Annotated in this window: 25 protein-coding genes and 3 tRNA genes; 20 read left to right on the top strand and 8 right to left on the bottom strand. The window is 72.1% G+C overall.

Features of this window, described 5'->3' with window-relative positions; all coding sequences use genetic code 11:
- Window positions 1-353: 353 nt before the first annotated feature.
- Window positions 354-1,952 (top strand): phosphoglycerate dehydrogenase, encoded by a 1,599-nt coding sequence (serA, locus tag ABZ780_RS11815; RefSeq protein ID WP_357011398.1) that lies wholly within the window; start codon window positions 354-356, stop codon window positions 1,950-1,952.
- Window positions 1,953-2,037: 85 nt separating this feature from the next.
- Here serA and ABZ780_RS11810 read toward each other — a convergent pair whose 3' ends face one another.
- The gene (locus ABZ780_RS11810; RefSeq protein ID WP_357011400.1) at window positions 2,038-2,394 is read right to left on the bottom strand and encodes a hypothetical protein; all 357 of its coding nucleotides are present in this window, start codon (window positions 2,392-2,394) and stop codon (window positions 2,038-2,040) included.
- Between the two features lie 378 nt (window positions 2,395-2,772).
- Window positions 2,773-3,615, bottom strand: a complete 843-nt coding sequence (locus tag ABZ780_RS11805) for an FAD:protein FMN transferase (RefSeq protein ID WP_357011401.1) — start codon at window positions 3,613-3,615, stop codon at window positions 2,773-2,775.
- Window positions 3,616-3,827: 212 nt separating this feature from the next.
- Here ABZ780_RS11805 and ABZ780_RS11800 point away from each other — a divergent pair, with 212 nt between their 5' ends.
- Complete coding sequence (locus tag ABZ780_RS11800) at window positions 3,828-4,862, top strand: 3-isopropylmalate dehydrogenase (protein ID WP_357011403.1); 1,035 nt, start codon at window positions 3,828-3,830, stop codon at window positions 4,860-4,862.
- Between the two features lie 162 nt (window positions 4,863-5,024).
- Window positions 5,025-6,122 (top strand): branched-chain amino acid aminotransferase, encoded by a 1,098-nt coding sequence (locus ABZ780_RS11795; RefSeq protein WP_357011405.1) that lies wholly within the window; start codon window positions 5,025-5,027, stop codon window positions 6,120-6,122.
- Between the two features lie 55 nt (window positions 6,123-6,177).
- Here ABZ780_RS11795 and ABZ780_RS11790 read toward each other — a convergent pair whose 3' ends face one another.
- A complete protein-coding gene (locus ABZ780_RS11790) occupies window positions 6,178-6,921 on the bottom strand; it encodes a tyrosine-protein phosphatase (protein ID WP_357011407.1) in 744 nt (247 codons plus the stop codon).
- 57 nt (window positions 6,922-6,978) lie between these two features.
- On the bottom strand, window positions 6,979-7,437 hold the full coding sequence (locus ABZ780_RS11785) for a PRC-barrel domain containing protein (protein ID WP_357485761.1): 459 nt from the start codon (window positions 7,435-7,437) through the stop codon (window positions 6,979-6,981).
- Between the two features lie 289 nt (window positions 7,438-7,726).
- Between ABZ780_RS11785 and cimA the strand changes: the two genes are divergently transcribed.
- Window positions 7,727-9,310: a citramalate synthase gene (gene cimA, locus ABZ780_RS11780; protein ID WP_357485759.1), complete on the top strand. Its 1,584-nt coding sequence runs from the start codon at window positions 7,727-7,729 to the stop codon at window positions 9,308-9,310.
- A gap of 181 nt (window positions 9,311-9,491) precedes the next feature.
- Here the strand turns inward: cimA and ABZ780_RS11775 are convergent, their stop codons facing one another.
- On the bottom strand, window positions 9,492-10,487 hold the full coding sequence (locus ABZ780_RS11775) for an endonuclease/exonuclease/phosphatase family protein (protein WP_357011411.1): 996 nt from the start codon (window positions 10,485-10,487) through the stop codon (window positions 9,492-9,494).
- Window positions 10,488-10,793: 306 nt separating this feature from the next.
- Between ABZ780_RS11775 and ABZ780_RS11770 the strand changes: the two genes are divergently transcribed.
- The 9 genes from ABZ780_RS11770 to ABZ780_RS11730 all read left to right on the top strand — a co-directional run bounded on the left by ABZ780_RS11770 (window position 10,794) and on the right by ABZ780_RS11730 (window position 18,095).
- A complete protein-coding gene (locus ABZ780_RS11770) occupies window positions 10,794-11,300 on the top strand; it encodes a hypothetical protein (RefSeq protein WP_357011413.1) in 507 nt (168 codons plus the stop codon).
- Between the two features lie 231 nt (window positions 11,301-11,531).
- Window positions 11,532-12,581: a MoxR family ATPase gene (locus tag ABZ780_RS11765; RefSeq protein ID WP_357011415.1), complete on the top strand. Its 1,050-nt coding sequence runs from the start codon at window positions 11,532-11,534 to the stop codon at window positions 12,579-12,581.
- A 26-nt stretch (window positions 12,582-12,607) separates the two neighbouring features.
- Complete coding sequence (locus tag ABZ780_RS11760) at window positions 12,608-13,591, top strand: DUF58 domain-containing protein (RefSeq protein ID WP_357011615.1); 984 nt, start codon at window positions 12,608-12,610, stop codon at window positions 13,589-13,591.
- The gene (locus tag ABZ780_RS11755) at window positions 13,588-14,547 is read left to right on the top strand and encodes a VWA domain-containing protein (protein WP_357011417.1); all 960 of its coding nucleotides are present in this window, start codon (window positions 13,588-13,590) and stop codon (window positions 14,545-14,547) included. The genes ABZ780_RS11760 and ABZ780_RS11755 overlap by 4 nt, the downstream gene beginning before the upstream one ends.
- A 34-nt stretch (window positions 14,548-14,581) precedes the next feature.
- On the top strand, window positions 14,582-15,442 hold the full coding sequence (locus tag ABZ780_RS11750; protein WP_357011419.1) for a trypsin-like peptidase domain-containing protein: 861 nt from the start codon (window positions 14,582-14,584) through the stop codon (window positions 15,440-15,442).
- A 109-nt stretch (window positions 15,443-15,551) separates the two neighbouring features.
- Window positions 15,552-15,848 (top strand): hypothetical protein, encoded by a 297-nt coding sequence (locus tag ABZ780_RS11745; protein ID WP_357011421.1) that lies wholly within the window; start codon window positions 15,552-15,554, stop codon window positions 15,846-15,848.
- Between the two features lie 34 nt (window positions 15,849-15,882).
- On the top strand, window positions 15,883-16,308 hold the full coding sequence (gene arfB, locus ABZ780_RS11740) for an alternative ribosome rescue aminoacyl-tRNA hydrolase ArfB (protein ID WP_357011423.1): 426 nt from the start codon (window positions 15,883-15,885) through the stop codon (window positions 16,306-16,308).
- Window positions 16,309-16,426: 118 nt separating this feature from the next.
- Complete coding sequence (locus ABZ780_RS11735; protein WP_357011425.1) at window positions 16,427-17,425, top strand: aldo/keto reductase; 999 nt, start codon at window positions 16,427-16,429, stop codon at window positions 17,423-17,425.
- A gap of 73 nt (window positions 17,426-17,498) precedes the next feature.
- Window positions 17,499-18,095 carry a TetR family transcriptional regulator gene (locus ABZ780_RS11730; protein WP_357011427.1) on the top strand — a complete coding sequence of 199 codons (597 nt, stop codon included), beginning with the start codon at window positions 17,499-17,501 and terminating at the stop codon, window positions 18,093-18,095.
- A gap of 95 nt (window positions 18,096-18,190) precedes the next feature.
- Here the strand turns inward: ABZ780_RS11730 and ABZ780_RS11725 are convergent, their stop codons facing one another.
- Both ABZ780_RS11725 and ABZ780_RS11720 read right to left on the bottom strand, forming a co-directional pair.
- Window positions 18,191-19,057 carry a 3-methyladenine DNA glycosylase gene (locus ABZ780_RS11725; RefSeq protein ID WP_357485757.1) on the bottom strand — a complete coding sequence of 289 codons (867 nt, stop codon included), beginning with the start codon at window positions 19,055-19,057 and terminating at the stop codon, window positions 18,191-18,193.
- Window positions 19,058-19,091: 34 nt separating this feature from the next.
- Window positions 19,092-20,537: a hypothetical protein gene (locus ABZ780_RS11720; RefSeq protein WP_357485756.1), complete on the bottom strand. Its 1,446-nt coding sequence runs from the start codon at window positions 20,535-20,537 to the stop codon at window positions 19,092-19,094.
- Window positions 20,538-20,712: 175 nt separating this feature from the next.
- Here ABZ780_RS11720 and ABZ780_RS11715 point away from each other — a divergent pair, with 175 nt between their 5' ends.
- The 4 genes from ABZ780_RS11715 (at window position 20,713) to ABZ780_RS11700 (ending at window position 22,134) form a co-directional block, all read left to right on the top strand.
- Window positions 20,713-21,516: a fumarylacetoacetate hydrolase family protein gene (locus ABZ780_RS11715; protein WP_357011433.1), complete on the top strand. Its 804-nt coding sequence runs from the start codon at window positions 20,713-20,715 to the stop codon at window positions 21,514-21,516.
- A 108-nt stretch (window positions 21,517-21,624) separates the two neighbouring features.
- A tRNA-Gln gene (locus tag ABZ780_RS11710) sits at window positions 21,625-21,696 on the top strand.
- Window positions 21,697-21,833: 137 nt separating this feature from the next.
- Window positions 21,834-21,906: transfer RNA gene (locus ABZ780_RS11705), tRNA-Glu, on the top strand.
- Window positions 21,907-22,061: 155 nt separating this feature from the next.
- Window positions 22,062-22,134 (top strand) — tRNA-Glu (locus ABZ780_RS11700).
- A 131-nt stretch (window positions 22,135-22,265) separates the two neighbouring features.
- On the opposite strand, the gene ABZ780_RS11695 is transcribed toward ABZ780_RS11700, so the two are convergent.
- Complete coding sequence (locus ABZ780_RS11695; RefSeq protein ID WP_007456408.1) at window positions 22,266-22,952, bottom strand: IclR family transcriptional regulator; 687 nt, start codon at window positions 22,950-22,952, stop codon at window positions 22,266-22,268.
- 49 nt (window positions 22,953-23,001) lie between these two features.
- Here ABZ780_RS11695 and leuC point away from each other — a divergent pair, with 49 nt between their 5' ends.
- The 3 genes from leuC (at window position 23,002) to ABZ780_RS11680 (ending at window position 25,914) form a co-directional block, all read left to right on the top strand.
- Window positions 23,002-24,447 (top strand): 3-isopropylmalate dehydratase large subunit, encoded by a 1,446-nt coding sequence (leuC, locus tag ABZ780_RS11690; RefSeq protein ID WP_357485754.1) that lies wholly within the window; start codon window positions 23,002-23,004, stop codon window positions 24,445-24,447.
- A 14-nt stretch (window positions 24,448-24,461) separates the two neighbouring features.
- Window positions 24,462-25,049, top strand: a complete 588-nt coding sequence (gene leuD, locus ABZ780_RS11685) for a 3-isopropylmalate dehydratase small subunit (RefSeq protein WP_357011437.1) — start codon at window positions 24,462-24,464, stop codon at window positions 25,047-25,049.
- A 172-nt stretch (window positions 25,050-25,221) separates the two neighbouring features.
- On the top strand, window positions 25,222-25,914 hold the full coding sequence (locus ABZ780_RS11680) for an HU family DNA-binding protein (protein WP_357485752.1): 693 nt from the start codon (window positions 25,222-25,224) through the stop codon (window positions 25,912-25,914).
- Window positions 25,915-25,928: the final 14 nt, after the last annotated feature.

Genomic DNA, 25,928 nt, shown 5'->3' with positions numbered 1-25,928 from the left:
TGCTCACTTGCTGAGACCGGGTGATCAACGCCTCTGCCGGACCGCGGCGAACGCGCCCGATCGGCGCGGGCCGACCCGCCGCGGGACCGCTCCCTCCGGAACCGGTGCTGGCCCCGGCAGCGGTCGACCGTGCGACAACCTGATGTCGGTCCCGTTAACGGGCCCCGTCCGTCGCCCGAGCGGGCGTGTGAGGGCCCTCACCTCACAGACCGGAACATGCCGGCCAACGGGGCCCTACGATCGCGGGTAGGTGCTCGTAGCCGGCACCTGACAGCCACGGCACGGTCAGCGCAGGACGCATTGCGGCGCCCTGCCGCCCGGGCCGATCGCATACACGACCTCTACGAGGACCGATGACTCCTGTCGTACTGATCGCCGAAGAACTCGCCCCCGCCGCCATCGAGGTGCTCGCCCACGACTTCGACGTCCGTCACGTCGACGGCACCGACCGTCCGGCCCTGCTCTCGGCGCTCTCCGAGGCCGACGCCGTCATCGTGCGCAGCGCGACCCAGATCGACGCCGAGGCGATCGCCGCCGCGCCGCGACTCAAGGTGGTCGCCCGCGCGGGCATCGGACTGGACAACGTCGAGGTGCCGGCGGCCACCGCGCGTGGCGTGATGGTCGTCAACGCGCCCACCTCGAACATCGTCTCCGCCGCCGAGCAGGCAGTCGCCCTGCTGCTCGCCGTGGCCCGCAACACCGCGAGCGCCAGCGCGGCGCTCAAGGCGGGGGAGTGGAAGCGGTCGAAGTACACCGGCGTCGAGGTGCAGGGCAAGACCGTCGGCGTGGTCGGGCTCGGCCGCATCGGAGTGCTCTTCGCGTCTCGCATCGCCGCGTTCGGCACCCGGCTGATCGCGTACGACCCGTACATCCAGCCGGCTCGCGCGGCGCAGCTCGGCGTACGCCTGGTCGGGCTCGACGAGCTGCTGCGCGAGAGTGACTTCATCTCCATCCACCTGCCGAAGACCCCGGAGACGATGGGGCTGATCGGTGAGAAGGAACTGGCGATCGTCAAGCCGGGCGTGCGAATCGTGAACGCCGCCCGTGGTGGTCTGGTCGACGAGCAGGCGCTCGCGAACGCCATCGCCGAGGGCCGGGTCGCCGGGGCCGGCGTGGACGTGTACTCCAAGGAGCCCTGCACCTCGTCGCCGCTGTTCGCCTTCGACAACGTGGTGGCCACCCCGCACCTGGGCGCCTCCACGCACGAGGCGCAGGACAAGGCCGGCCTGGCCGTGGCCAAGAGCGTGAAGCTGGCGTTGCAGGGCGAGTTCGTTCCGGACGCCGTCAACGTGCAGGCCGGCGGTCTGGTCGCGGAGGACGTCCGGCCGCTGCTGCCGCTGGCCGAGAAGCTGGGCCGGGCGTTCACCGCGGTCGCCGGCGGGGTGGCCGCCAGCGTCACGGTGGAGGTTCGCGGCGAGATCGTCGGCCACGACGTGTCGGTGCTCAAGCTGGCCGCCACGAAGGGGCTGTTCAGCTCCGTGGTCGAGGATCAGGTCACCTACGTCAACGCCCCGCACCTGGCCGCCGAGCGGGGCGTCGAGGTCACCCTCGCGAGCCTGGCCGAGACGGCCGAGCAGCCCACCCTGGTCACGGTACGCGGCGCGCTGCCGGACGGCCGGACGGTCAGCGTCTCCGGGACGGTGACCCACTCGGGTGCCCGGGACATCATCAAGCTCACCGAGGTGGACGGCTTCGACGTGGAGATCAGCGCGGAGGGCATCCTGCTCTTCCTGCGCTACGCCGACCGGCCGGGCGTCGTCGGCGTTGTCGGCACCCTGCTCGGCGAGGCGGGCATCAACATCGCCGCGATGCAGGTTGCCCGGCGTGAGGCGGGCGGCGAGACGCTGATGACGCTCACCGTCGACCAGGCGCTCGGCGCCGACCTGCTCACCTCCGCGGCAGACTCGATCGGCGCGACGGCTGCCAGCGCGGCGGACCTGCGCGACGAGTAGTCGACGGCAACACCACGGGGGGCCTGGCGTCACGCCGGGCCCCTCTGTCGTACCCGGGGTGGGTTACGGCCCGACCCCGGTCGGGTCAGTTGGTCAGCCGGGCCGGAGGCGGGTAGACCGAGCCGTCCTGTGGGTCGAAGAGCATCAGCCCGTGCGCGCCGGCCAGCCGCTCGATGTCCAGCAGCACCTGGTCCGCGCAGGTCGGGTGCAGCTTCAACTCGACATGGTCGTGGGCGGCGTGCAGGGGCGCGACGGCCCACGGGCTGTCCGGGCCGGGGTGCCGGTCCGGATAGGAGGCGGTGATCGCCCGGTAGAAGCCGACAACTCGCGGGTCCGGGTAACGGTCCACGTGCTGCCCCTGCCGGCAACCATCGACCGCTGCCCGCACGTCCTCGGGCGTCGCCCCGTCCTCCAGGGCCCACACACTCAGATCGAAACTCACGGCGGACAGCGTGCCATCCGCCGTTCACCATGTCGAAACTGCCTCGCCGCAGGCTGATCGCCGACCCGGTGACGTGCCGTTCGTGACAGTCCGCTGTGGAGACTCTTGCGTCGAGTTGCGTCGATTCGCTAGCGTACGACTGCGTTCACTGGCCGAGGTCGTGGCGCCGGCCCGTCTTCGGGTGGCGCGGCCGACGTCCGGTCCGACCGGTCCGCACCCCTCGATTGCGCAAGCCACGCGCACTCGTCGCTGACCGGCCCCCACAGCCGTTGCCGAGGCGGTGGGGGCCGATCGCAGCCCGACCGGCCGACCGCGTGGGCGGCCGAGGTGCGAATCGGGCCGGAGCACCCGCGGGGAGACGGGGCTCGTGCGGCGAGTTCAGTGCCGGTGGGCGAAGAGCGCGCGATAGTCGGAGCCACCACGAAACCAGGCCAGGCCGGTGGGGCCGGCGGCGTAGAGCGCGGTGGCGTAGGCGTCAGCGACCGTCAGGTCCGGGCCGACGACGGTGGCGGCGGCGAGCTGAGTGGCCGGCTCGCCGGTGTGCGGGTCCACCACATGCCCCTGTCGACCGGTCACCCCGGAGGTGCCGACGGCGCCGGCGGTCATCTCCAGCACCAGCGGCGCGCGGTCGGGCGCCGTCGGGTGGTGCACCGCCACCCGCCACGGCCCGCCGTGCGGCGCCCGGCCCCGGACCACCAGGTCGGCGCCGGTCAGCACCGCGTAGTCGTGAATGCCGGCGGCACGCAGCCGGGCGGCGGCGCGTTCCACGGCCCAGCCGCCGAGCAGGCCGCCCGGGTCGAAGCCGCCGGGCACCGCCCAGGCGTCGAACCAACCGTCGGTGGCGGCGCGCATGGCGGTGCAGCGGTCTACCAGGTCGGCCAGCGGGGGGTACGACTCGGGGCTGATCTCGCCCCGGCGCAGTTTGGAGACCAGGCTCTCCGGTCGGTTCGGGCCATAGGTCAGGTCGATGGCGCGCAACTCCGCGACGCTGTCCCGCAGCGCCTCGCCGACGCCCCGGCGGCCGAGCCACTCGGGGGCGTTGAGCAGCAGGGTGTATTCGGCGGTCGCGGTCTGCACGGTGTGTTGAACGGCGATCCGGCCCTGCGCGGCGCCGGCCGCGTCGATCCGGTGTCGGCGACTGCCGAGCCGGAGGTCGGGCCGGCGGTTGCGGAATGCGGACGGGTCCGGCCAGCGGGTCCGTGGCTGCTCGTCGATCCGCATGGCATCTGCCCCCTCGCAGTTGGCGAGTCGCCGTTCGCGGGTCTCCTGACCCGCTGACGTCGACCGTAGGCAGCGGAGATGACTCCCACATGGGTCCTGGCTGAGAGGATGCTGTGGATCAGCATTCCCATATTGTGGAAGCTGCGTACCGGGAATCGGGACGGGGACGTACCGTTGCCCGGACAAGGGCAGTCGACGTAGGGAGTGCGGTCGTGGCGCGGATCGCGGTGGTGGCCGGGGACGGCATCGGACCCGAGGTGGTCACCCAGGCCCGCAAGGTCCTCGACGCGGTGCTGCCCGGCGGTGTCCAGGCCACCGAGTACGACCTCGGTGCCGCCCGCTGGCACCGTACCGGAGAGGTGTTGCCCGACTCGGTGCTGACCGAGCTGGCCGGGCACGACGCCATCCTGCTCGGCGCGGTGGGCGACCCGACGGTCCCGCCGGGGGTCCTGGAGCGCGGGCTGCTGCTCAAGCTCCGGTTCGCCTTCGACCAGTACGTCAACCTGCGCCCCTCCCGGCTCTGGCCTGGTGTCGCCGGCCCGCTGGGCAACGTGAAGCCCGGCGAGGTGGACCTGGTGGTGGTGCGCGAGGGCACCGAGGGTCTCTACGCCGGCGCCGGTGGGTCGCTGCACCGCGACACCCCGGCCGAGGTCGCCACGGAGGAGAGCCTCAACACCCGGCACGGCGTGGAGCGGGTCATCCGTGACGCGTTCGCGCGGGCCGGCCGCCGGGAACGGCGCAAGGTCACCCTGGTGCACAAGACCAACGTGCTGACCCACGCCGGGTCGCTGTGGGCGCGCACCTTCGACGCGGTCGCCGCCGAGCACCCGGACATCGACACCGAATACCAGCACGTCGACGCGGCCGCGATGTTCCTGGTCACCCAGCCGCAGCGCTACGACGTGGTGGTCACCGACAACCTGTTCGGCGACATCCTCACCGACATCGCCGCCGCGGTCACCGGTGGTATCGGCCTGGCCGCCAGCGGCTGCATCAACCCCGAGGGGGCGTACCCCTCGATGTTCGAGCCGGTGCACGGCTCCGCTCCGGACATCGCCGGGCAGGGCGTCGCCGACCCGGTCGCCGCGGTGCTCTCCGCCGCGCTGCTGCTGGAGCAGCTCGGGCACGCCGAGGCGGCCTCCCGGGTCAACGCGGCGGTCGCCGCCGAGCTGGCCGGTCGCACCCCGGGCGTCGCCCTGCGTACCGCCGAGGTCGGCGACCGCCTCGCCGCACACGCCGTAGCCTGACCGCCCCGGCCTCCCAACGCCGGGGCGGTATCCCCGCCTGTCCGGGCACTCCGCCCGCCCCGAGCGGCGCTTTCCGCTGAACGACCGTTCGGGGTAAGTTTCTGGCACAGCCATGTCGGCGTGCGATCCCGCACGCCGTTGTCCCGCAGGGAGGTCAGCGCGATGAGCGGTGGTGACATGCTCGACTTCGAGATCCGTCCGAATCCCGCGCCGGTATCCGCCGCCGATCGGGCCGCTCTGCTGGCCAACCCCGGGTTCGGCCGGGTCTTCACCGACCACATGGTCACCGTCCGCTACGCCGACGGCAAGGGTTGGTACGACGCCCGGGTGGAGGCGCGTGCGCCGATCCCGATGGACCCGGCCAGTGCCGTGCTGCACTACGCGCAGGAGATCTTCGAAGGGCTCAAGGCCTACCGGACGGCCGACGGTGGCGTGACCATGTTCCGGCCGGACGCCAACGCCGCCCGCTTCGCCACCTCGGCGCAGCGGATGGCGATGCCGGTGCTGCCGCCCGAGGTCTTCGTCGACTCGCTGCACAAGCTCATCGAGATCGACCGGGAGTGGATCCCGACCGGCGAGGACGGCAGCCTCTACCTGCGGCCGTTCATGTTCGCCAGTGAGGTCTTCCTCGGCGTCCGCCCGGCCAACGAATATCTCTACATGGTGATCGCGTCGCCGGTCGGGGCCTACTTCACCGGCGGGGTCAAGCCGGTCACCGTCTGGGTCTCACCGGACTACACCCGCGCCGCGCCCGGCGGCACCGGCGCGGCCAAGTGTGGCGGCAACTACGCCGCGTCGCTGGCGGCCCAGGCCGAGGCCATCGAGGCGGGTTGCGACCAGGTCGTCTTCCTGGACGCGGTGGAGCGCCGGTTCGTCGACGAGTTGGGCGGCATGAACGTCTTCTTCGTCTACGACGACGACACGGTGGTCACCCCGCCGCTGACCGGCACGATCCTGCCCGGCATCACCCGCGACGCGGTCTTGACGCTGGCAGGGGCTGCCGGTCACCGGGTCGAGGAGCGGCCTGTCGCGTTCGCCGACTGGCAGGCCGACGCGGCCAGCGGCCGGCTCCGCGAGGTGTTCGCCTGCGGCACCGCCGCGGTCATCACCCCGATCGGCGGGGTCCGCTTCCCGGACGGCGAGTTCCTGATCGGCGGCGGCGAGCCCGGCCAGGTCACCATGGCACTGCGTCAGCAGTTGGTCGACATCCAGCGGGGCAAGGCCCCCGACGAGCAGGGCTGGGTGCAGCGGGTCCTCTGACCTCCGTCACGCGCCGGCCCGTCCGAACGGTCGGGCCGGCACAGACCTCGACGGCCTATGCGTCGAGCAGGTGGTCGCGGAGCGCGGCGAGTTGTTCGTCGGTCACCCCGGCGTGACGCAGGTACGCCTCGACCGAGCCGTACCCTTCGCGCAGCTCGTCCAGGAAGATCTGCATCGCCTCGGCGGGTGACGCCAGGAACGGCGCTGGCACGTCCACCACGTGCGGCAGGGTGGCCGTGAGCCAGGCGCTGAACCGGGCCGACGCCTCCGTGCTGAGCGCGTAGTCGGCGACGATGTCGGCGTCGTCGACGCCCAGCACGGCGAGGGTCAGCGCGCAGACGATGCCGGTGCGGTCCTTGCCGGCGACGCAGTGCACCACCGCCGGGGCGTTCGAGGAGTCGGCGATGAGCCCGATCGCCTCGGCCAGGCCGGCGGTGCCGGTCTGGGCCAGGTCGGCGTAACGGTCCGCGAGGTAGCGGGCGAGGTCGGCGCCCTCCTCGTGCGGCGTGGCGGCCCAGTCCTCGTGCTCCGGGTGGATGTTCCGGTAGGTCAGCCCCTGGTAGGCCGGCACCCGGCCGTCACGTTCCACCTCGGTCGGCCGGCGCAGGTCGATGACGGTGCGGATGCCGATCGCGGCGAACGCGTCCCGGTCCTGCTCGTCGAGGCGGTGCAGGGAGTCGGAGCGGAAGAGCCGGCCCCGGCGTACGGCGCGGCCGTCGTGGCCGAGGTAGCCGCCGACGTCGCGGAAGTTGAAGGTCGCGGGCAGTGGGATGCGTCGGTTGTCGTCGATGGCGTCCACGCTCACACCGTAGCGGCCGGTGGGGCCGCGTCCCACCGGCCGTCGGGGTTCGATCGGCTACCGAGCGGTGCCGGGCGGGAGTGCGCCGTACGTCTCGTCGTAGTAGCCACCTAGCTGGTCCCGGTACGCCGGGTCGCTGTGGCTGGTCTCGTCGTACTCGGGGGCGGCCTTGATCTGGTCGCGGGTGCGGTCGACCGAGACGGTGCGCTGGTCGTGGTCGACCTGGTTGACCGTTCCGGCCGGCAGCATCACCTTCTTCCCGAAGATCCACGGGCCGGTGTCCACCACCAGGTAGCTGCCGTCCACCTCGTGGCTGGCACTGTCGATCTTGCCGATGCCACCGTCGGTGGCCTCGACCTTGTATCCGACCAGGTCGGCGTCGGCCACCTCGGCCTGGTCCCGGTAGCGCCAGGGGCCGAAGGTGCCGGCCGGTGCACCGCCGGGAATGGTGCCCTGGTCGCCGCCGCGCAGCGGGTCCGGCCCGGCGTGGGTGGCGTGCGGATCGATCCTGTCCATGCCGTTCACTCCTGACTGTCGCCGATCGTCTCGGCGTCGGTGGTGTGTCCCCCCACGAGCTACCCGGCGGCCGGGGGCCGGAAACGGCGACGCGTGCCGCCGCGCCGCTCGGCGCGTCCCGCGATGTGGATTGCTCCTCCCAGAAACGGGGAAGCGGTGGCAGAGTAGTGGACGTGACCAGCACCGCCCTGATTATTGCGACCTAGCGCGCCGGCATCCCCCTCCGCCGAGCGCGCAGACCTCCCGCATCCGCGGGAGGTCTTTTTGTTTGCTCCGAGAAAGGACCCTGATGACGTTCCAGGTCTACGACACGACGTTGCGTGATGGTGCCCAGCGCGAAGGGCTCACCTACTCGGTGGTCGACAAGCTGGCGGTGGCCCGGCTGCTCGACGAGTTCGGCGTCGGCTTCATCGAGGGCGGCTGGCCGGGCGCGGTGCCCAAGGACACCGAGTTCTTCCGCCGAGCGCGCACCGAACTCGACCTGCGGCACGCCGTGCTGGTCGCGTTCGGCGCCACCCGCAAGGCCGGTGTCGCGGTCGCCGACGACCCCCAGGTGCGCGGCCTGCTGGACGCGCAGACCCCGGCGGTCGCGCTGGTCGCCAAGGCCGACATCCGCCACGTCGAGCGAGCGCTGCGCACCACCGGCGCCGAGAACCTGGCGATGATCCACGACACCGTCACCCACCTCGTGCGCGAGGGCCGCCGGGTCTTCGTCGACGGCGAGCACTTCTTCGACGGCTACCGGCACGACCCGACGTACGGCGCGGCCGTGGTGCAGACCGCGCTCGCCGCCGGCGCCGAGCGCATGGTGCTCTGCGACACCAACGGCGGCATGTTGCCGTCCCAGGTGACCGCCGCGATCGTCGACCTCACCAGCCGGCTCGGGGTCGACGCCGGGCTGTTCGGCATGCACGCGCAGAACGACACCTCCTGCGCGGTCGCCAACACGATCGCCGCCGTGGAGGCCGGCGTCCGCCACGTCCAGGGCACCGCCAACGGATACGGCGAGCGCCCCGGCAACGCCGACATCTTCGCGGTCGTCGCCAACCTTCAACTCAAGCTGGGCATGCCCGTCCTACCGGACGGCTGCCTGGCGCAGATGGTGCGGGTCTCGCACGCCATCGCCGAGATCGCCAACATCGCCCCCGACACCCACCAGGCGTACGCCGGGGCCGCCGCCTTCGCCCACAAGGCGGGGCTGCACGCGAGCGCGATCAAGGTCGACCCGTTGCTCTACAACCACGTGGACCCGTCGGTGGTGGGCAACGACATGCGGATCCTGGTGACCGAGATGGCCGGCCGGGCCAGCATCGAGCTCAAGAGCCGTGAGCTCGGCCTGGACCTGGCCGGCCGTCCGGAGACGCTGACCCGGGTCACCAAGCGGGTCAAGGAGTTGGAGGCCGCCGGCTGGTCCTTCGAGGCCGCGGACGCCTCCTTCGAGCTGCTGGTCCGCTCCGAACTGCCGGAGGGCAGCCCGGCCCGTCCGTTCACCCTGGAGTCGTACCGGGTGCTGGTCGAGCACCGGGAGGACGGCGCCGTCGTCTCCGAGGCGACGGTGAAGATCCGGGTACGCGGCGAGCGGGTGATCGCCACCGCCGAGGGCAACGGCCCGGTCAACGCGCTGGACGAGGCGCTCCGGGTGGGGCTGACCCGGCACTATCCGCAGCTGCGCGACTTCGAACTGGCCGACTACAAGGTGCGGATCCTGGAGGGCAGCCACGGCACCGGCGCGGTCACCCGGGTGCTGCTGAAGACCTCCGACGGTGATGGCCGGGACTGGACCACCGTGGGCGTGCACCACAACGTGGTCGAGGCGAGCTGGCACGCCCTGGTCGACGCCCTCACCTACGGCCTGGCCCCCGCCTCCGTCTAACCCGCCCCCTCGCCCGCCCCGCCCCGCCCCTCCGCGCCCTCGCCCGCCCCTCGCCCCCGCGATCTTGCACTTTGTGTCGCCGTTATGCGGCTTTTGTGCACCATTGTCGCGACATCAAGTGCAAGATCGCGGGAGCGGGGAGCGGGGAGCGGGGAGCGGGGAGCGGGGAGCGGGGAGCGGGTTAGGGGGTGGGGAGGCGGAGGGTGGTCAGGACGGGGCGGTGGTCGCTGCCGGGTAGGGCCAGCACTGTCAGCGAGCGGACCGCGATGCGCCGGTCGACAAACACATGGTCGATGGTGACCGGCGGGATCAGGTCGCCGTCGTACGGACCCCAGGTGCCGGTCAACCCCTCCCCGACGGCGTCGGCCGCGTCCACGTAACCGGTGCCCAGCAGCGCCCGCAGCGGGCTGTGGTCGAGGGTGGCGTTGAAGTCCCCGGCAAGGATCCGCAGCTCACCGTCCGGCGTGGCCGGTGGCTGGGCGGCGAGGTCGGCACGCCAGGCGCCGACCTGGTCCAGCGCGGACGGCGCCGAGGGGTGGGCCGACTCGACACGGACCGGGGGAGCGCCGGGGACGGCCACCGTGCCGTACGCCTGGCTGAACCCCCAGCCGCCGCGATTGTGCCGAATGCCGACGTCGCTGAGCGGCCACCGCGAGTAGAGCCCGGAGCCGGGCGTGCCGATGTGCGGGTTGAGCTGCCGGTGGGGCAGCAGTTGGTCGAGGCCGAGCCGGTCCAGGGCGGCCTGCGCGTCCGGGGTGAACTCCTGCACGGTGAGCACGTCGACCCGGTGCCGCCGGACCAACTCGACGAGCGTGGCCGCGTCGGCGGAGCCGGCGAGCAGGTTGGCGGTGAGCACCCGGATGGTGGGGCCGGTCGTCGCCGGCTGCGAGGCGGCCAGCGCACGGGGCGCGACCGCGCCGAGCAGCGCCACCGCGGCCAGGGCCGCGACCGCCGCCGGCCACCAGCGCCGCAGGGCGATGGCGAGTGCGAGGGCGAGCACGCTCCATCCCGCGACGTACGGGGTGAAGGCGAGCGCCTGCACCAGTGGCCCCCGGTCCAGCCCGCCCAGCCGTAGGGCGGCCCAGACAGCCGTCGGCCCGATCGCCAGCCAGCAGAGCGCCGTGCCGACCGGTGCCGCGCGGCGGCGGGTAGGCGTGGGCAGGGCATCGACGATCATGGCGAACAGCCTAACGGTCTTCTGTTCCGTCCCATTCGTGAATGGCGGGCCGCTCACATTTCGCAATTATATGAAGGTCGGTCGCCAACCCGATAAAGCGAGATCAACTATTGACGCTCAGCTTTTTGCGGTGCTACGTTTCACCTGGTCAAAGCGACGCAACTCTGAGTAGTAATGCCAGCTCGGACCAGGTGTAGGTCAGAGCTTCAATCGGTTACGCGTCGTCCTCAACCCTATTTTCTGGCAGTTATCCGTCCCGCCCCGCGGGTCGGCCGAATTCGCACGGTCACACAAGGGGGACCTGTCATGAGCACATCCTTCCGACGTAAGGCGGCGGCGGTCACGTTCGCCGTCCTGGGGCTCACCCTCGCCGGAGGTGGGATCGCCGTCGCCCAACCGACGGCGAAGGCCCCGGTCGAGGCAGCCCAGCCGGCTGCACGCAGCACGAACACCCAACCGCCGGTGACGGCGGAGTCCGCCCGCAAGGCAAAGGCCGCGCTGAACGCCAAGGCGAGCACGCTCGTCGCCTCGACCACCATCGTCGTCGTCAACTCCAACGGCACCAAGGCGCGTGGCACCGGCACCGTCATCAAGTACGGCGCCGGGCAGTACGAGGTGCAGTTCAGCCACGTCGTCACGGCCGGCGTCTTCGTGGCCTCGGTCGGCCGGGCCGACTCCTGCTGCATCCCGCCGGGCGGCGAGGTCTCGGTCGCGCCCCGGCTCAGCACGCCGAACGCGGTCTTCGTGCAGACCCGCAACTCGGCCGGCACCCCGACCGACCTGGGCTTCCACCTGGTTGTCCACCTTTCCTGACCGACCGACGTCCGGCCCCCGCACCGGTGTGCGGGGGCCGCGCCGTGTCCGCCCGGCGCACCTCGTCACCGTCGACCCTCGCCCTGCCGGCTCGGGGTCGACGCACTCTTGCGGCCGGCTCATCCCGGTCGTCCCCCGTTCGGGCGGCTCGTCCTCATCCGGGGCACAACGGGCCGGTCCGGTGCTCACAATCCGACGTTTGCCGCCCCCTCCGCCCGGGAAGCAAGCACCGTGACGGACATCTCGGACACCCTGGCCAGCATGCCCAGCCCGGTCGATCCCGAGCCGACCGGCGTCGAGCTGGAACAGACGCTCTTCGAGGTCAAACGCGTGATCGTCGGGCAGGATCGACTCGTCGAACGCCTGCTCACCGCTTTGATCGCCAACGGGCACTGCCTCCTGGAGGGGGTCCCCGGCGTGGCCAAGACGCTTGCCGCGCAGACCCTCGCCACCGTGGTCGGTGGCACCTTCTCCCGGATCCAGTTCACCCCGGACCTGGTTCCCTCCGACATCGTCGGCACGCGGATCTACCGGGCCTCCAAGGAGACCTTCGACATCGAACTGGGCCCGATCATGGCCAACCTGGTGCTGGCCGACGAAATCAACCGCGCCCCGGCCAAGGTCCAGTCGGCGCTGTTGGAGGCGATGGCGGAACGGCAGGTCTCCATCGGCGGCCGCAGTTGGCCGGTGCCGTCGCCGTTCCTGGTGCTGGCCACCCAGAACCCGATCGAGTCGGAGGGCGTCTATCAGCTTCCCGAGGCGCAGCGCGACCGGTTCCTGATGAAGGTGGTGGTCGACTACCCCAGCGACGCCGACGAACTGGCCATCCTCTACCGGATGAGCACCGACCGGCCCAGCCCACGTCAGGTGCTCGACGCGCAACGGTTGCAGGACCTGCAGAGCCGCGCCGAGCAGGTCTTCGTCCACCACGCGCTGGCCGAGTACGTCGTCCGGCTCATCCTCGCCACCCGTGACCCGGGCCGGTTCGGGCTGCCGGAGATCGCGCCACTGCTGGCGTACGGTGCCAGCCCCCGCGCCACCCTCGGGCTGGTCGCGGCCGCCCGGGCGCAGGCGCTCCTGCGTGGACGGGAGTACGTGCTGCCCGAGGACGTCCGGGAGTTGGCGGTCGACGTCCTCGCCCACCGGCTGGTGCTCTCCTTCGACGCGGTCGCCGACGGGGTCTCGGCCGAGAGCCTGGTGCGCCGGTTGGTGGAGGCGGTTCCGCCGCCCCGGGTGGCGACCGGGCATCCGCAGCAGACGCCGGACCTGGCGGCGGCATGAGGCGCGCCAGCCTCGCGCCGGTGGCCGTGCCGCCGGATCCCGGCCTGGCCGAGCTGAGCCCGGATCAGCGACTGCGGCGTCTGGAGTTGACAGTCACCCGGCGGCTCAACGGTCTGCTGCACGGCCAGTACCGTGGCCTGCTTCCCGGGCCGGGCAGCGAGCCCGCGGGCAGCCGCGAATACCGGCCGGGGGAGGACGAGGTCCGCCGGATGGACTGGGCGGTGACCGCCCGGACCGCCGTGCCGCATGTCCGGCAGGTCGACGCCGACCGGGAACTGACCACCTGGTTACTGGTCGACGGCAGTGCCAGCATGGAGTTCGGCACCGCCGAGTTGGACAAGCGGGAGTTGGCGGTGGCCGCGGTGGCGGCGGTGGGCTTCCTGACCGCCGGCGTCGGCAACCGACTGGGTGCGCAGGTGCTGCGTGCCGACGGGGTACGCCGTTTCCCCGCCCGCAGCGGGCGTACCCATCTGCTTGGTCTGCTCCGCATGCTGCTGACCGCCCCGCGCACGTCCGGTCCCAGCGACCAGTCGTCGGTCGGATCGCCGGAGTTGGCGGACGGGCTCGACGCGCTGCACCGGGTCGCCAACCAGCGCGGCCTGGTCGTGGTGGTCTCGGACTTCCTCGACGGGCTGCCCGACGACCCCGACCACCCGCCGCCCTGGGAGGCGACCCTGCGCCGGCTGTCCGTCCGCCACCAGGTGCTGGCGATCGAGGTGACCGACCCGCGCGAGCTGGAGTTGCCCGACGTCGGCCTGATCACACTGGTCGATCCGGAATCCGGCCGCTGTCGTGAGGTGTGCACATCGGACCGTCGGCTGCGCGAGCGGTACGCCGCGGCCGCCGTCGCCCAGCGTGAGCAGGTCCGCCAGGCCCTGCGCCGCAGCGCGGCAACCCACCTGGCGCTACGCACCGACCGGGACTGGGGCGCGGACATCGTCCGGCACGTGCACGCCCAGCGACGGTTGGCCGCCGCGCCGGCCGGGGTCGCCCGGGGAGGTGCCGCGTGAACTGGGAGTCCCCGCTGCGGCTCTGGCTGCTGCTCGGTGTGCTCGCCCTGATCGTCGCGTACCTGGTGATCCAGCGCGGACGCAGCCGGTACGCGGTCCGCTTCACCAACCTGCGGCTGCTCGACCGGGTGGCGCCCGAGCGGCCGGCCTGGCGCCGACATGTCCCGGCCGGGCTGTTCCTGGCCATGCTGGCGCTGCTCGTGGTCGGGTTCGCCCGGCCCAGCGCCGAGGTTCGGGTGCCCCGGGAACGCGCCACCGTGATGGTGGCGGTGGATGTGTCCACCTCGATGCTCGCCACCGACGTGGAACCGGACCGGCTGGCGGCGGCCAAACAGGCGGCCCGGCGGTTCGTCGAGGGCCTGCCGGACGAGTTCAACGTGGGGCTTGTCGCGTTCGCCGGCAGCGCCGCCGTCCTGGTGCCGCCCGGCACCGACCGAGATGCCCTGGACGAGGGCATCGGCCGGCTCGCCGAGGGTGTGACCGGGGTGCAGGGCACTGCGATCGGCGAGGCCATCAACACCTCGCTGGGCGCGGTCAAGAGCCTGGACAGCGAGGCCGCGAAGGAGCCGCCGCCTGCCCGGATCATCCTGCTCTCCGACGGGGCGAACACCTCGGGAATGGACCCGATGGAGGCGGCGGCGGAGGCGGTGACGGCGAAGGTGCCGGTGCACGCGATCTCCTTCGGCACCCCGTCCGGATTCGTGGACCGGGGCGGACGGCCCATCCAGGTGCCGGTCGACGGGCAGACGCTGCGAGCGGTCGCCGACGAGACCGGCGGGATGTTCCACGAGGCCAGCACCATCGACGAGCTGCGCGCCGTCTACGACGACATCGGCAGCTCGGTCGGCTACCGCACCGAACGCCAGGACGTCTCGGCCCGGTTCATCGGCCTCGGCCTCGTCTTCGCGATGGGTGCGGCAGCCGGCTCGATGCGCTGGTTCTCCCGACTGCCCTGATCCGCCGCGCCGACGTCGACCGTGAGGAGTACGCATGGCTGTGCAGACCGGACTGGGTGAACCGCGCGGTCCCTGGTTCATCTCGCCCGAACTCGACCCGGACGGGCGCGGGTGGTGGGACGCGCCCGGCTCGGGGCGGGATCCCGGCGGGCGGCGTTCGGGCCGGCTGCTCGCCGTGCTGGGAGTGGTGGCCGTCTCCGCCGTCTCGGGCGCTCTGGCCGGCGGCGTGGTGGCCAGCCGGGACGGTGCCGCCGGTCCGGCGGCGGCGTCGGCCGCCCCGGTGCCGGCGGAGCTGGTCACCGCCGCCGAGCGGACCGTGCCCGGCGTGGTCTCGGTGCTCGCCGGCGGCGCGAACGGCGCGTCCGCGACCGGCTCGGGGTTCGCCATCGACGACCAGCAGCACCTCGTCACCAACGACCACATCCTGGCCAAGGGGGGCGGTGGGCCGGTGACCGTGGAGCTGCCCGACGGCCGCCGGTACGAAGCCGAGGTGGTCGGCCGGGAGCCGCGCAGCGACCTGGCGGTGCTGAAGGTGCCGCCGTCGGCCGGGCTCGCCCCGTTGCCGCTGGCCAAGCCGGGTGCCACCCGGGTCGGTGAGCCGGTGCTGGCGGTGGGCTCGCCGCTCGGCCTGTCCGGCACGGTCACCGCGGGCATCGTGAGCGCGTTGGACCGTCAGGTGCGGCTGGGCAACAACCGGCACAGCGCCGTGCAGACCGACGCGTCGATCAATCCCGGCAACTCGGGCGGGCCGCTGGTCAACGCCCGTGGGGAGGTGGTCGGGGTGAACACCGCGATCGCCACCATCGACGGCAACGGGTCGATCGGCATCGGCTTCGCCATCCCGATCGACCAGGTGCAGCAGACCGCCGACACGATCATCGGCAAGGGCGGCTGAGCTGCCCGGACAGCTGCCGGCGGCCGGTTCGGCCGCCGGCAGTGTCGGATATCCGGCCGGACGGCATCAAATCATGGAAATATGACGCTCCGTATGGATACTGGCGGAGGTGGAGCGTCCTCTTCTCACGGTCCTCCTGCTGGTGGGCCTGGTCATCGGATGTGCGGTGGGGTCGGCGTACGCGCGGGCGCGACGCGGGTGGACCGACTACCAGACGGTCAAGAAAACGGTGCCAACTGCACGCCGTGGCGCCTGGTTGCTGATCCGGGGGGTCGCCGTGAAAGCCGCGGTGATCGGGTTGCTGCTGTTCGGCGCGGTGGCGTACGCGGCGGTCGGCTCCGACGACGAGACGGCCGGCCCGACGCCCAGCCCGTCCTCGACGCTGAGTGAGCCTCCGCACCGGTGATCCTCGGCGCGCCGGTGCGGGTTAGCCTCGGGGCGTGGACGACGGACTGCGGGTGACCGACCGGTGGGTCGTCCCCGCCGGGGAGCTGCGGGAGCGCTTCTCCCGCTCGTCCGGGCCGGGTGGGCAGGGCGTGAACACCGCCGACTCCCGGGTCGAGCTGAGCTACGACCTGGCCAACTCCCCGTCCGTGCCCGACTGGGTGCGGACGCGGGCGTTGGAGCGGCTCGCCAACCGTCTGGTGGACGGGGTGCTGACGATCGCGGCCAGCGAGCACCGGGCGCAGCTCGCCAACCGGGAGGCGGCCCGTGAGCGGATGGTGGCGCTGCTGCGTGAAGCCGCGGCACCCCCGCCGCCACCTCGACGCGCCACCCGGCCGTCGCGAGGCGCCAAGGAGCGCCGGCTGGCCGAGAAGAAGCGCCAGTCGCAGCGCAAGCGCGACCGCCGCGTCGACGGCGAGTAGTCGAACCATCATCGAGAACCGCTCCTGCGGGAGATCATCGGACTATCGAGTGACAGAATCTGGAATCTGTCAGCCGAAGTATGTATGGTGAGTGAGTCATCCAGGAGAGGAACACCCCATGGACACCCGCACCCTCGGCACCACCGGTCCGACCGTCTCCGCCCTCGGCCTCGGCCTGATGGGCATGTCCGACCTCTACGGCGACGCCGACGAGGCCGAGAGCATCGCCACCATCCACGCCGCCCTGGACGCCGGCATCACCCTGCTGGACACCGGCGACTTCTACGGGATGGGCCACAACGAGCTGCTGCTGCGCGAGGCGCTGCGCGGTCGCGACCGGGACGACGCCGTGATCAGCGTCAAGTTCGGCGCCCTGCGCGACGCCGACGGTGGCTGGAACGGCTACGACCTCCGGCCCGCCGCGATCAAGAACTTCCTCGCGTACACGCTGCGCCGGCTCGGCACCGACCACGTCGACATCTACCGCCCGTCCCGCCTCGCGTCCGATGTTCCGGTGGAGGAGGTGGTGGGCACCCTGGCCGAGCTCGTCAAGGCCGGCCACATCCGGCACATCGGCCTGTCCGAGGTGAGCGCGGAGACGCTGCGCCGGGCACACGCCGTGCACCCGATCACCGACCTCCAGATCGAATACTCGCTGATCTCCCGCAACCCGGAGACCGACATCCTGCCGACGGCCCGCGAGCTGGGCGTGGGGGTCACCGCGTACGGGGTGCTGTCCCGTGGCCTGATCAGCGGCCACTGGACGGCGCGGCGGGACACCGTCGCCACCGACTTCCGCAGCCACCTGCCCCGGTTCTCCGGCGCGAACCTGGACCGCAACCTGGCCCTGGTGGACGCCCTGCGCGCCATCGCCGAGGCCCGCGGCGTCACCGTGGCGCAGATCGCCATCGCCTGGGTGCTCGCCCGTGGCGAGACCATCGTGCCCCTGGTCGGCGCCCGCCGCCGGGACCGGCTCACCGAGGCACTGGGCGCGACCGCAGTCGTCCTGACCGACGCGGACCTGGCCGCCATCGAGGCCGCCATCCCGGCCGACGCGGCAGCCGGCAGCCGCTACGCCGAGGCGCAGATGGCGTTCCTGGACAGCGAGCGGGCGTGACCGCCCGGCCGTGGCGCGACCGCCACCCGGGGGTCGCGCCACGGCCGTGGACGCGGTCAGGGAGGCTGGTGTGATGAGCGACGCCACCGCCCTGACGGCCGACCGCATCCTCGACACCGCCGAGGAGGCGCTACGCCGGTACGGGCCGGCCAAGGCCACCGTGCTGGACGTCGCCCGCGCGCTGGGCGTCAGCCACGGCAGCGTCTACCGGCACTTCGCCAGCAAGGCCGCGCTACGCGACGCGGTCGCCGAACGCTGGCTGGCCCGGGTCTCCACCCCGCTCGTCGAGGTGGCCACCGGCGCCGGCCCCGCCCCGCAGCGGCTGCGTCGGTGGCTGGCCGAGCTGAGCGGCACCAAGCGCCGGATGGCCCGGGAGGACCCGGAGCTGTTCGACAACTTCCACCAGCTCGCCACCCTCTCCGAGGGAGCGGTCGCCAAACACCTGGAGGTCCTCGCCGGTCAGCTCAGCCTGATCGTCGCCGACGGGATGGCGGCTGGCGAGTTCAGCGTCCCCGACCCGGCGGTGGCCGGCCGGGCGCTGTTGCAGGCCACCGCCCGCTTCCACCACCCCGCACACCGGGCCGAGTGGAGCGAGCCCGGCCTCGACGACGACCTGGCGGCGGTCATCGCGCTGCTCATCGACGGCCTGCGGACCCGGCCGGCGAGCTGACCGCGCCCGCCCCGGTCAGGCCGGGACGGCCCTGCGAGCAGCCGGTCGCCCTTCGCTCAGGCCGGGACGGCCGCGAGCAGCCGATCGCCCATCGCTCAGGCCGGGACGGCCGCGAGCAGCCGATCGCGCAGCACGCCGGCCCGGTCGGCGAAGCCGCGCTGCGCGGCGGCGTACTCCGCCCGGCCCTCCGGCGTCTCCACCCGCACCGGCGGGTAGCCGAGCGCCGCCAGGTCGTACGGGCTGGCCCGCATGTCGAGGGCGCGGATCTCCCGGGCCAGCTCGAAACAGTCCGCCACCAGCTCCGAGGGCACCAGCGGCGACAGCTTGTACGCCCATTTGTAGACGTCCATGTTGGCGTGTAGACAGCCCGGCTGCTCGTGCTCGTGCTGGGTGTCCCGGGTCGGTGTGAGCAGGTTCAACGGGCGGGCCGGCGGGGTGAAGAACCGGTACGCGTCGAAGTGGCTGCACCGCACCCCGCGCTCCTCGACGACCGTGGCGGTCCGCTCCGGATCCAGCCGCAACGGCCAGGCGTTGTGCCGCAACTCCTCGCGGGTCTGCCGGTAGACCATCGCCCATTCGTGCATCCCGAAGCAGCCGAAGTGTGGCGCCCGCCCCGCGGTGGCCACGAGCAGGGAGCGGATCCACCCGATCGACTCGCCACGCCGCTCGCGTACCGCATCGGTGTCGAGGGTGACCCCGGCGGCGGTGGCGCGGTAGTCCCGGCCGAAGTCGGCCGGATCCGCGTCGCGCAGCTCGACCCCCGCGCCCGGATGCCAACGGCGCAGCTGGGCCGGCCGGTGCGAGTAGTAGGTGAACAGGAAGTCGGCCACCGGATGCCGCTCGCCCCGACGCCGACGGGCCAGGTGCGGGGTCAGCCAGACGTCCACCCGCTCCTCGTGGGCCCGGCGACGGGCCTGCCAGGTCGCCACGTCGAGCACGGCGGGGGCGAGGGCGGCGGTCACGGACCCCAGGGTACGACCGCCGCCCGACCACCGGTCAGGGCATCTGCACCCGCACACCGGCGGAGAAGACGCCGCTGCGCAGCTCCAACTGTCGGGGCGGGTCCCGCCCGTCGACGGTGAAGACCAGCGGCAGCACCACCCGACTGCCGGCGGCCACCGGGTTGGCGAAGACGTCCCGGCCCAGGTTGGCCGCCCGGGTGGCCGGCTCGTCGGTGCTCACCCAGCGACCGCCGGGCAGGTAGACCCGTTGCATCTGGCCGTGCCAGGGCTGCTGGTCGCCGGTGACGTTGCGCACCCCCACGGTGGCCTGACACCGCCGGCCGGAGGCCGGAGCCGCAGTGCCCCCGTCGGCCGCGCCCGCGCTGCCGTGCGCGCCGCAGGACATCCGGTAGACGGTGAACTCGAACGCCGACTCGCGCAGCGGCACGCCCACCGGCCCGGACACCCCGGTGCCCATCCACGCGCCGCTGGTCGGCTGTTTCTGGGTGTCGATCTCGGAGACCCGCCGGGTCGCCGTCCAGCCGGCCGTGCCGACCACGGCGGCCAGCACCACCACGGCCGCGCCGACCAGCAGGGCGACCGGCGGGGTGCGCCGACGCCGCACCGGGCTCGGGGTGGCCGGACGCGGATAGATCGTTCCGCGCCTGTCGTCTGATCCGCCGCCGCTGGACAGGGCGGCCGCGGTCACCCGCCGGCCGCGCCGACGACGCCACACCCAGAACAGGGCGGCACCGAGCAGCAGCAGCAGAACCGCCAGGCCGGCCAGCAGCACCGGGGTCTGCCGCCAGAGCGGCTGCGCGTCGGTGACCTCGGCCGCCGGTGTGCCCGCCGCCTGCCAGGTGGCCGACGCGCAGTCGTACGGCCGGCTGCCGTCGCTGGTGAAGGCACAGGCCGGCGCGGTCAGTGCCTGGCCCGGCGCGGTCGCGGCCAGCGCGGTGCCCAGCGTGGTCGTGCTGTGCGCGGGCAGCCGCAGCCGCCACGTCACCTCGGTGGCGGACCCACCGGAACGGGTGGACCGGCCGCCGTCGCTGATCGAGGTGGGCGACGACCCGGAGGGCAACTCCTGGCGCACCGTCGTGTCGACCGGCGAGTCGCCCACGTTGCGCACGTGGATCCGGTACCGCGGCGCTGGGCTGCTCTCCGGCGCGACCGCCACGGTGACCGGCGGCGCGGGCACCGACGCCGGTGTCCGCGACGGCGGCGCCATCGCCGGTGGCGCCGACGGCGGGGTGGGCTCCGCGCTCGCCGCCGCGGGTGGCCGGGCGACCACCGCCACCGCGGGCGGCGGGCTGACGGGCGCGGGCGGTGTGACCGCCGTCGGTCCTGGCGTGGGTGCCGTTGGTTGTGGCGTGACGGCCGGTGGTCGTGGCACGGCCGCCGCCTCCGGGGCCACCGCGGGCAGGGCCGGCACGGCGGCGAGGATGCCGAGGCAGTGGACGAACACTGCGAGGGCTCTGTGGTGTCGTGTCGATGCAGGCATACGAACGAACCTCCGGAGCCGACGCTAAGGGCGTGCTCCCTCCGTGCGGGTACGAAGTCAGGAATCTCGCCCCGGTCACCCTGGCGGCCGGTAGGGTGCCGCCGCGTTGACGGGTTGCGCACACCCCGCAGCCGGTCGTGGCCGGTGGACCCGTCGGCGGGGCTAGATTGGCCAGGTGCGTATCGCTCGTTTCGCTCATGCCAAGGGAATGTCGTTCGGTGCCGTCGAGGGCGAACCGGAGGCCGGGCCGCAGGGCCTGACCATCGCCGAGATCGAAGGTCACCCGTTCGGCAAACTGTCCTTCAGTGGGGCCCGCTGGGCCCTCTCCGACGTCCGGCTTCTCTCGCCGATCCTGCCCAGCAAGGTGGTCTGCGTGGGCCGCAACTACGCCGACCACGCCGCCGAACTCGGCAACGACGTACCCAAGGAGCCGTTGCTCTTTCTCAAGCCGTCCACCTCGGTGATCGGCCCCCGGGACGCCATCCGGCTGCCGATCTTCTCCAAGCAGGTCGAGCACGAGGCGGAACTGGCGGTCGTGATCGGCGCGCCGGGTGCCCGCCGCGCCGACCGGGCCGCCGCCGAACGTGCCATCTTCGGCTACACCTGCGCCAACGACGTCACCGCACGGGACCTCCAACGCTCCGACGGGCAGTGGACCCGGGCCAAGGGCTTCGACTCGTTCTGCCCCATCGGTCCGTGGATCACCACCGGGCTGGACGTCTCCGACCTGGAGATCCGGTGTGAGGTGGGTCGCAACCCCGACGAGATGGAGGTGCGCCAGCTTGGCCGGACGAAGGACATGGTCTTCGACGTGGCCGGCCTGGTGTCGTACATCTCGCACGTGATGACGCTGCTGCCCGGCGACGTGGTTCTCACCGGCACGCCGGCGGGGGTTAGCCCGCTCGTGGAGGGGGATACCGTCACCGTGCGGATCGAGGGCATCGGTGAGCTCAGCAACCCGGTGGTCCCCGTCGCCTGATCCGTCCGATGCCCCCGTTTCCGCAGCTCACAGGTGTTTCGGGGGGATCGGATTTGGCCTGCCGGCACCGGGAGGGTAATGTTCACTCCCGGCGCCGCAAGGTGCCAATGGGGTATGGGGTAATTGGCAGCCCGACTGATTCTGGTTCAGTTAGTCTAGGTTCGAGTCCTGGTACCCCAGCGCAGCTGGGATTCGCGAGAATCCCGGACGCTGGATTCTGACGGAGTTCGACTCCGCCCCTTAGCGGGGGCGGAGAGTGATCTCCGGTAGAGTGCAGCTCCTCTGCCCGCGAGGGTCGAGGAGCGAAAGCATGTTCTGGCCCCGTCGTCTAGTGGCCCAGGACGCCGCCCTCTCAAGGCGGTAGCGCCGGTTCGAATCCGGTCGGGGCTACATCTGTGCACAGCCCGTCTCACCTGGTGAGGCGGGCTGTTTCGTGTCCACCCGCAGAGCCTGCCGATGGGCGTGCACCCCGTGCTCGAACCCGGTGATGGTGCCGCTAGACTACAAGCCGCACCGCCCGCGAGGGCGGTGAACAGGAAAGTTCTGGCCCCGTCGTCTAGTGGCCCAGGACGCCGCCCTCTCAAGGCGGTAGCGCCGGTTCGAATCCGGTCGGGGCTACAACCAGAAAGGCTCGTCTCGCGAAAGCGAGACGAGCCTTTCTCCGTACCCGCTCACCTGGCGGTGATCATGAAGTTAGCGGCGCGACACGCCGGTGTCGGTGACGCCAACTTCATGATCACCGCGTCGGGTCAGAGGCCGGAGAGGCGTTGGCCGGCTCTCACCACCGCCATGGCGTGGCGCTCGCCGGGGCGGCGGCCCAGGCGCTCTATGGGGCCGGAGATGCTGACTGAGGCGATCACACGGCCGGTGCGGTCGCGGATCGGTGCGGAGACGCTCGCCACACCCGCCTCGCGCTCGGCGACGCTCTGCGCCCAGCCTCGGCGGCGTACCTCGGCGAGGGTGCGGCCGGTGAACTTGCTGCGCGGCAGCAGCGGCATCACCGCCTCCGGCGGCTCCCAGGCGAGCAGGATCTGGGCGGCGGAGCCGGCGGTCATCGGCAGCACCGAGCCGACCGGAACGGTGTCCCGGAGGCCGCTGGCGCGCTCCGCCGCCGCCACGCAGATCCGCTCGTCGGCGCGGCGCAGGTAGAGCTGCGCGCTCTCACCTGTGGCGTCGCGCAGCGCGGCCAGTAGCGGCTCGGCGGCGGTCAGCAGAACGTCGGGTGCCGCGTTGGCCAACTCGCCCAACCGCGGGCCGGGGCGCCAGCGCCCCTGGGTGTCCCGGACCAGCATCCGATGGATCTCCAACGCCTGCGCCAGCCGGTGCGCGGTGGCCCGCGGCAGCTTCGTGCGTTCAACGAGTTCGGCCAGGCTGGCGCCGTCGACACAGGCGGCCAGGATGACCACCGCCTTGTCGAGAACGCCAACACCGCTCATACTGTGTCCCACAAGCCGAAACATACCTCCCAGAATTTAGGATGTCCAGATGGTGGGAGTCACTCCTGAGCCGAGGACCCTGGCCGAAAAGGTTTGGGACGCGCACGTCGTTCGGTCCGCCGCTGGTGAGCCGGACCTGCTCTTCATCGACCTGCACCTGCTGCACGAGGTGACCAGCCCGCAGGCGTTCGACGGGCTGCGGCTCGCCGGTCGCCGGGTGCGCCGAACCGACCTGACGCTCGCGACCGAGGACCACAACACCCCGACCGGGTACGACGACCCGGCCTTCCGGCTCCGCCGTGGTGACCTGCTCACCATCGCGGACCCGACGTCGCGGACGCAGATCGAGACGCTGCGCCGCAACTGCGCCGAGTTCGGCGTGCGACTGCACCCGCTCGGTGACGAGAACCAGGGCATCGTGCACGTCATCGGCCCGCAGCTCGGGGTGACCCAGCCGGGCATGACCATCGTCTGTGGCGACTCGCACACCGCCACCCACGGCGCGTTCGGCGCGCTCGCCTTCGGCATCGGCACCAGTGAGGTCGAGCACGTGCTCGCCACCCAGACGCTGCCGCAGAGCCGCCCGAAGACCATGGCCGTGAACGTCACCGGCCAGCTCGCCCCCGGCGTCACCGCCAAGGACCTGGTGTTGGCGCTGATCACCCAGGTCGGCACCGGCGGTGGTCGTGGTCACATCGTCGAGTACCGCGGCGAGGCGATCCGCTCCCTCTCCATGGAGGGGCGGATGACCATCGCCAACATGTCCATCGAGTGGGGCGCCAAGGCCGGCATGATCGCGCCGGACGAGACGACCTTCGCGTACCTCAAGGGTCGCCCGAACGCGCCGCAGGGCGCGGACTGGGACGCGGCGCTGGCCTGGTGGCGGACGCTGCCCACCGACGAGGACGCCCGCTTCGACGCCGAGGTGACCCTGGACGCCAGCCAGGTCACGCCGTTCGTCACCTGGGGCACCAACCCCGGGCAGGGCGCGCCGCTCAGTGCGCCCGTGCCGGACCCGGAGGAGTTCACCACCGACTCGGAGCGGGTCGCCGCCCGCCGCGCGCTGGAGTACATGGACCTGCGCCCCGGCACCCCGCTGCGGGAACTCCCCATCGACGTGGTCTTCGTGGGCTCCTGCACCAACGGTCGCCTGGAGGACCTGCGGGCCGCCGCCGACGTTCTGCGCGGCCACCGGGTCGCCGACGGGGTCCGGATGCTCGTGGTGCCCGGCTCCGCCGCCGTGCGGGAGGCCGCCGAGGCCGAAGGGCTGGACAAGGTCTTCGCCGACGCTGGCGCCGAGTGGCGGTTCGCCGGCTGCTCCATGTGTCTGGGAATGAACCCCGACACGCTGAAGCCGGGCGAGCGCTCCGCCTCCACCTCGAACCGCAACTTCGAGGGCCGGCAGGGCCGGGGTGGGCGTACCCACCTGGTCTCCCCGCCGGTCGCCGCCGCCACCGCCGTGGTCGGCCGGCTGGCCGCCCCCGCCGATCTGTAGAAGGGACCGAGGAGATGGACAAGTTCACCACCCACACCGGCACCGCCGTGCCGTTGCGGCGGTCCAACGTGGACACGGATCAGATCATCCCGGCCGTGTACCTCAAGAGGGTGACCCGCACCGGGTTCGCCGACGGGCTGTTCAACGCCTGGCGGGAAGATCCGACATTCGTGCTCAACGATGAATCCTATTCCGGTGCGTCGATCCTCATCGCCGGCCCGGAGTTCGGCACCGGCTCCTCCCGGGAGCATGCCGTCTGGGCGCTGCGGGACTGGGGCTTCCGCGCCGTGGTGTCGCCGCGTTTCGGTGACATCTTCCGCGGCAATGCCCTCAAGGAGGGCCTGCTGCCGGTCGAGTTGGAATTGAAAGCCGTCGAGGAGTTGTGGGATCTGGTCGAGGCCGATCCGACCACTCCGGTGACGGTCGACCTGACCGCCCGACAGCTCCGGGCAGGGGACGCCACGTGGTCGTTCCCGCTGGACGACTTCAGCCGGTGGCGCCTGTTGGAGGGTCTGGACGACATTGGACTCACCCTCCGGCACGCCGCCGACATCGACTCGTACGAGGCGGGTCGACTGCCGTTCCTGCCCTCGGTGGCATAGCCCGTACGCCCATCCGCACATCGGATTCGCCCTCACCGGTCCAACCGGTGGGGGCGAATCCGTTACGACACAAGGGCTTTTTTCTACCGAATGTTTGTGTCCAGGCAGCACAGGGCATACCGTGCGCGCAGAATGGCTCGCGTCGAGTCAGTTGCACAATCGGGAGGAAGTCGTGAACAAAGCCGAGCTCATCGAGGCGCTCGCCGTTCGCCTGGGGGACCGGAAGACGGCGACGGCCGCGCTCGACGCGGTCCTCACTGAGGTCCAGGCGGCGGTCACCAAGGGCGAGAAGGTGGCGATCACCGGATTCGGAGCATTCGAAAAGCGTGTGCGTGGCGCACGAACAGCGCGCAACCCGCGTACCGGCGAGGCGGTGAAGGTCAAGAAGACATCCGTCCCGACCTTCCGTGCGGGCGCCGGGTTCAAGGAGATGGTGGCCAGCGGCAAGGTGCCGAAGGCCACGGTGGCGGCCAAGAAGACCGCCACCACGACGGCCAAGGCCGCTGGCACCAAGGCCACCGCCACCAAGGCGGCCAGTAAGACGACCGCTCCGGCCAAGGCGAGCAAGACCGCCACGGCGACCAAGACGGCGGCCAGCAAGAAGACCGCCCCGGCCAAGGCGAGCAAGACCGCCACGGCGACCAAGACGGCGGCCAGCAAGAAGACCGCCCCGGCCAAGGCGAGCAAGAGCACCACGGCGACCAAGACGGTCGCCAGCAAGAAGGCCGCGCCGACGAAGAAGAGCGCCGCGGCGGCCAAGTCCACCACGGCGAAGAAGACCACCGCGGCGGCGAGCAAGACCACGGCGGCCAAGAAGGCTCCCGCGAAGAAGGCTCCGGCCAAGAAGGCGGCCAGCAAGCGCTGACCGACCCTCGATCC

This window comes from Micromonospora sp. NPDC047467 (genome assembly GCF_040643095.1).
Taxonomy (GTDB): domain Bacteria; phylum Actinomycetota; class Actinomycetes; order Mycobacteriales; family Micromonosporaceae; genus Micromonospora.
Note: the sequence above shows the minus strand (reverse complement) of the source record. Positions and strands in the feature narration are given on the sequence as shown.

Coding starts and splice junctions, on each gene's coding strand:
- ABZ780_RS11735 (WP_357011425.1), top strand. CDS start 16,427: ATGGACACCCGCACCCTCGGCACCACCGGTCCGACCGTCTCCGCCCTC.
- ABZ780_RS11720 (WP_357485756.1), bottom strand. CDS start 20,537: ATGCCTGCATCGACACGACACCACAGAGCCCTCGCAGTGTTCGTCCAC.
- cimA (WP_357485759.1), top strand. CDS start 7,727: ATGACGTTCCAGGTCTACGACACGACGTTGCGTGATGGTGCCCAGCGC.
- ABZ780_RS11770 (WP_357011413.1), top strand. CDS start 10,794: ATGAGCACATCCTTCCGACGTAAGGCGGCGGCGGTCACGTTCGCCGTC.
- serA (WP_357011398.1), top strand. CDS start 354: ATGACTCCTGTCGTACTGATCGCCGAAGAACTCGCCCCCGCCGCCATC.
- leuD (WP_357011437.1), top strand. CDS start 24,462: ATGGACAAGTTCACCACCCACACCGGCACCGCCGTGCCGTTGCGGCGG.
- ABZ780_RS11775 (WP_357011411.1), bottom strand. CDS start 10,487: ATGATCGTCGATGCCCTGCCCACGCCTACCCGCCGCCGCGCGGCACCG.
- ABZ780_RS11695 (WP_007456408.1), bottom strand. CDS start 22,952: ATGAGCGGTGTTGGCGTTCTCGACAAGGCGGTGGTCATCCTGGCCGCC.
- ABZ780_RS11795 (WP_357011405.1), top strand. CDS start 5,025: ATGAGCGGTGGTGACATGCTCGACTTCGAGATCCGTCCGAATCCCGCG.
- ABZ780_RS11785 (WP_357485761.1), bottom strand. CDS start 7,437: ATGGACAGGATCGATCCGCACGCCACCCACGCCGGGCCGGACCCGCTG.
- ABZ780_RS11750 (WP_357011419.1), top strand. CDS start 14,582: ATGGCTGTGCAGACCGGACTGGGTGAACCGCGCGGTCCCTGGTTCATC.
- ABZ780_RS11730 (WP_357011427.1), top strand. CDS start 17,499: ATGAGCGACGCCACCGCCCTGACGGCCGACCGCATCCTCGACACCGCC.
- ABZ780_RS11805 (WP_357011401.1), bottom strand. CDS start 3,615: ATGCGGATCGACGAGCAGCCACGGACCCGCTGGCCGGACCCGTCCGCA.
- leuC (WP_357485754.1), top strand. CDS start 23,002: ATGGTGGGAGTCACTCCTGAGCCGAGGACCCTGGCCGAAAAGGTTTGG.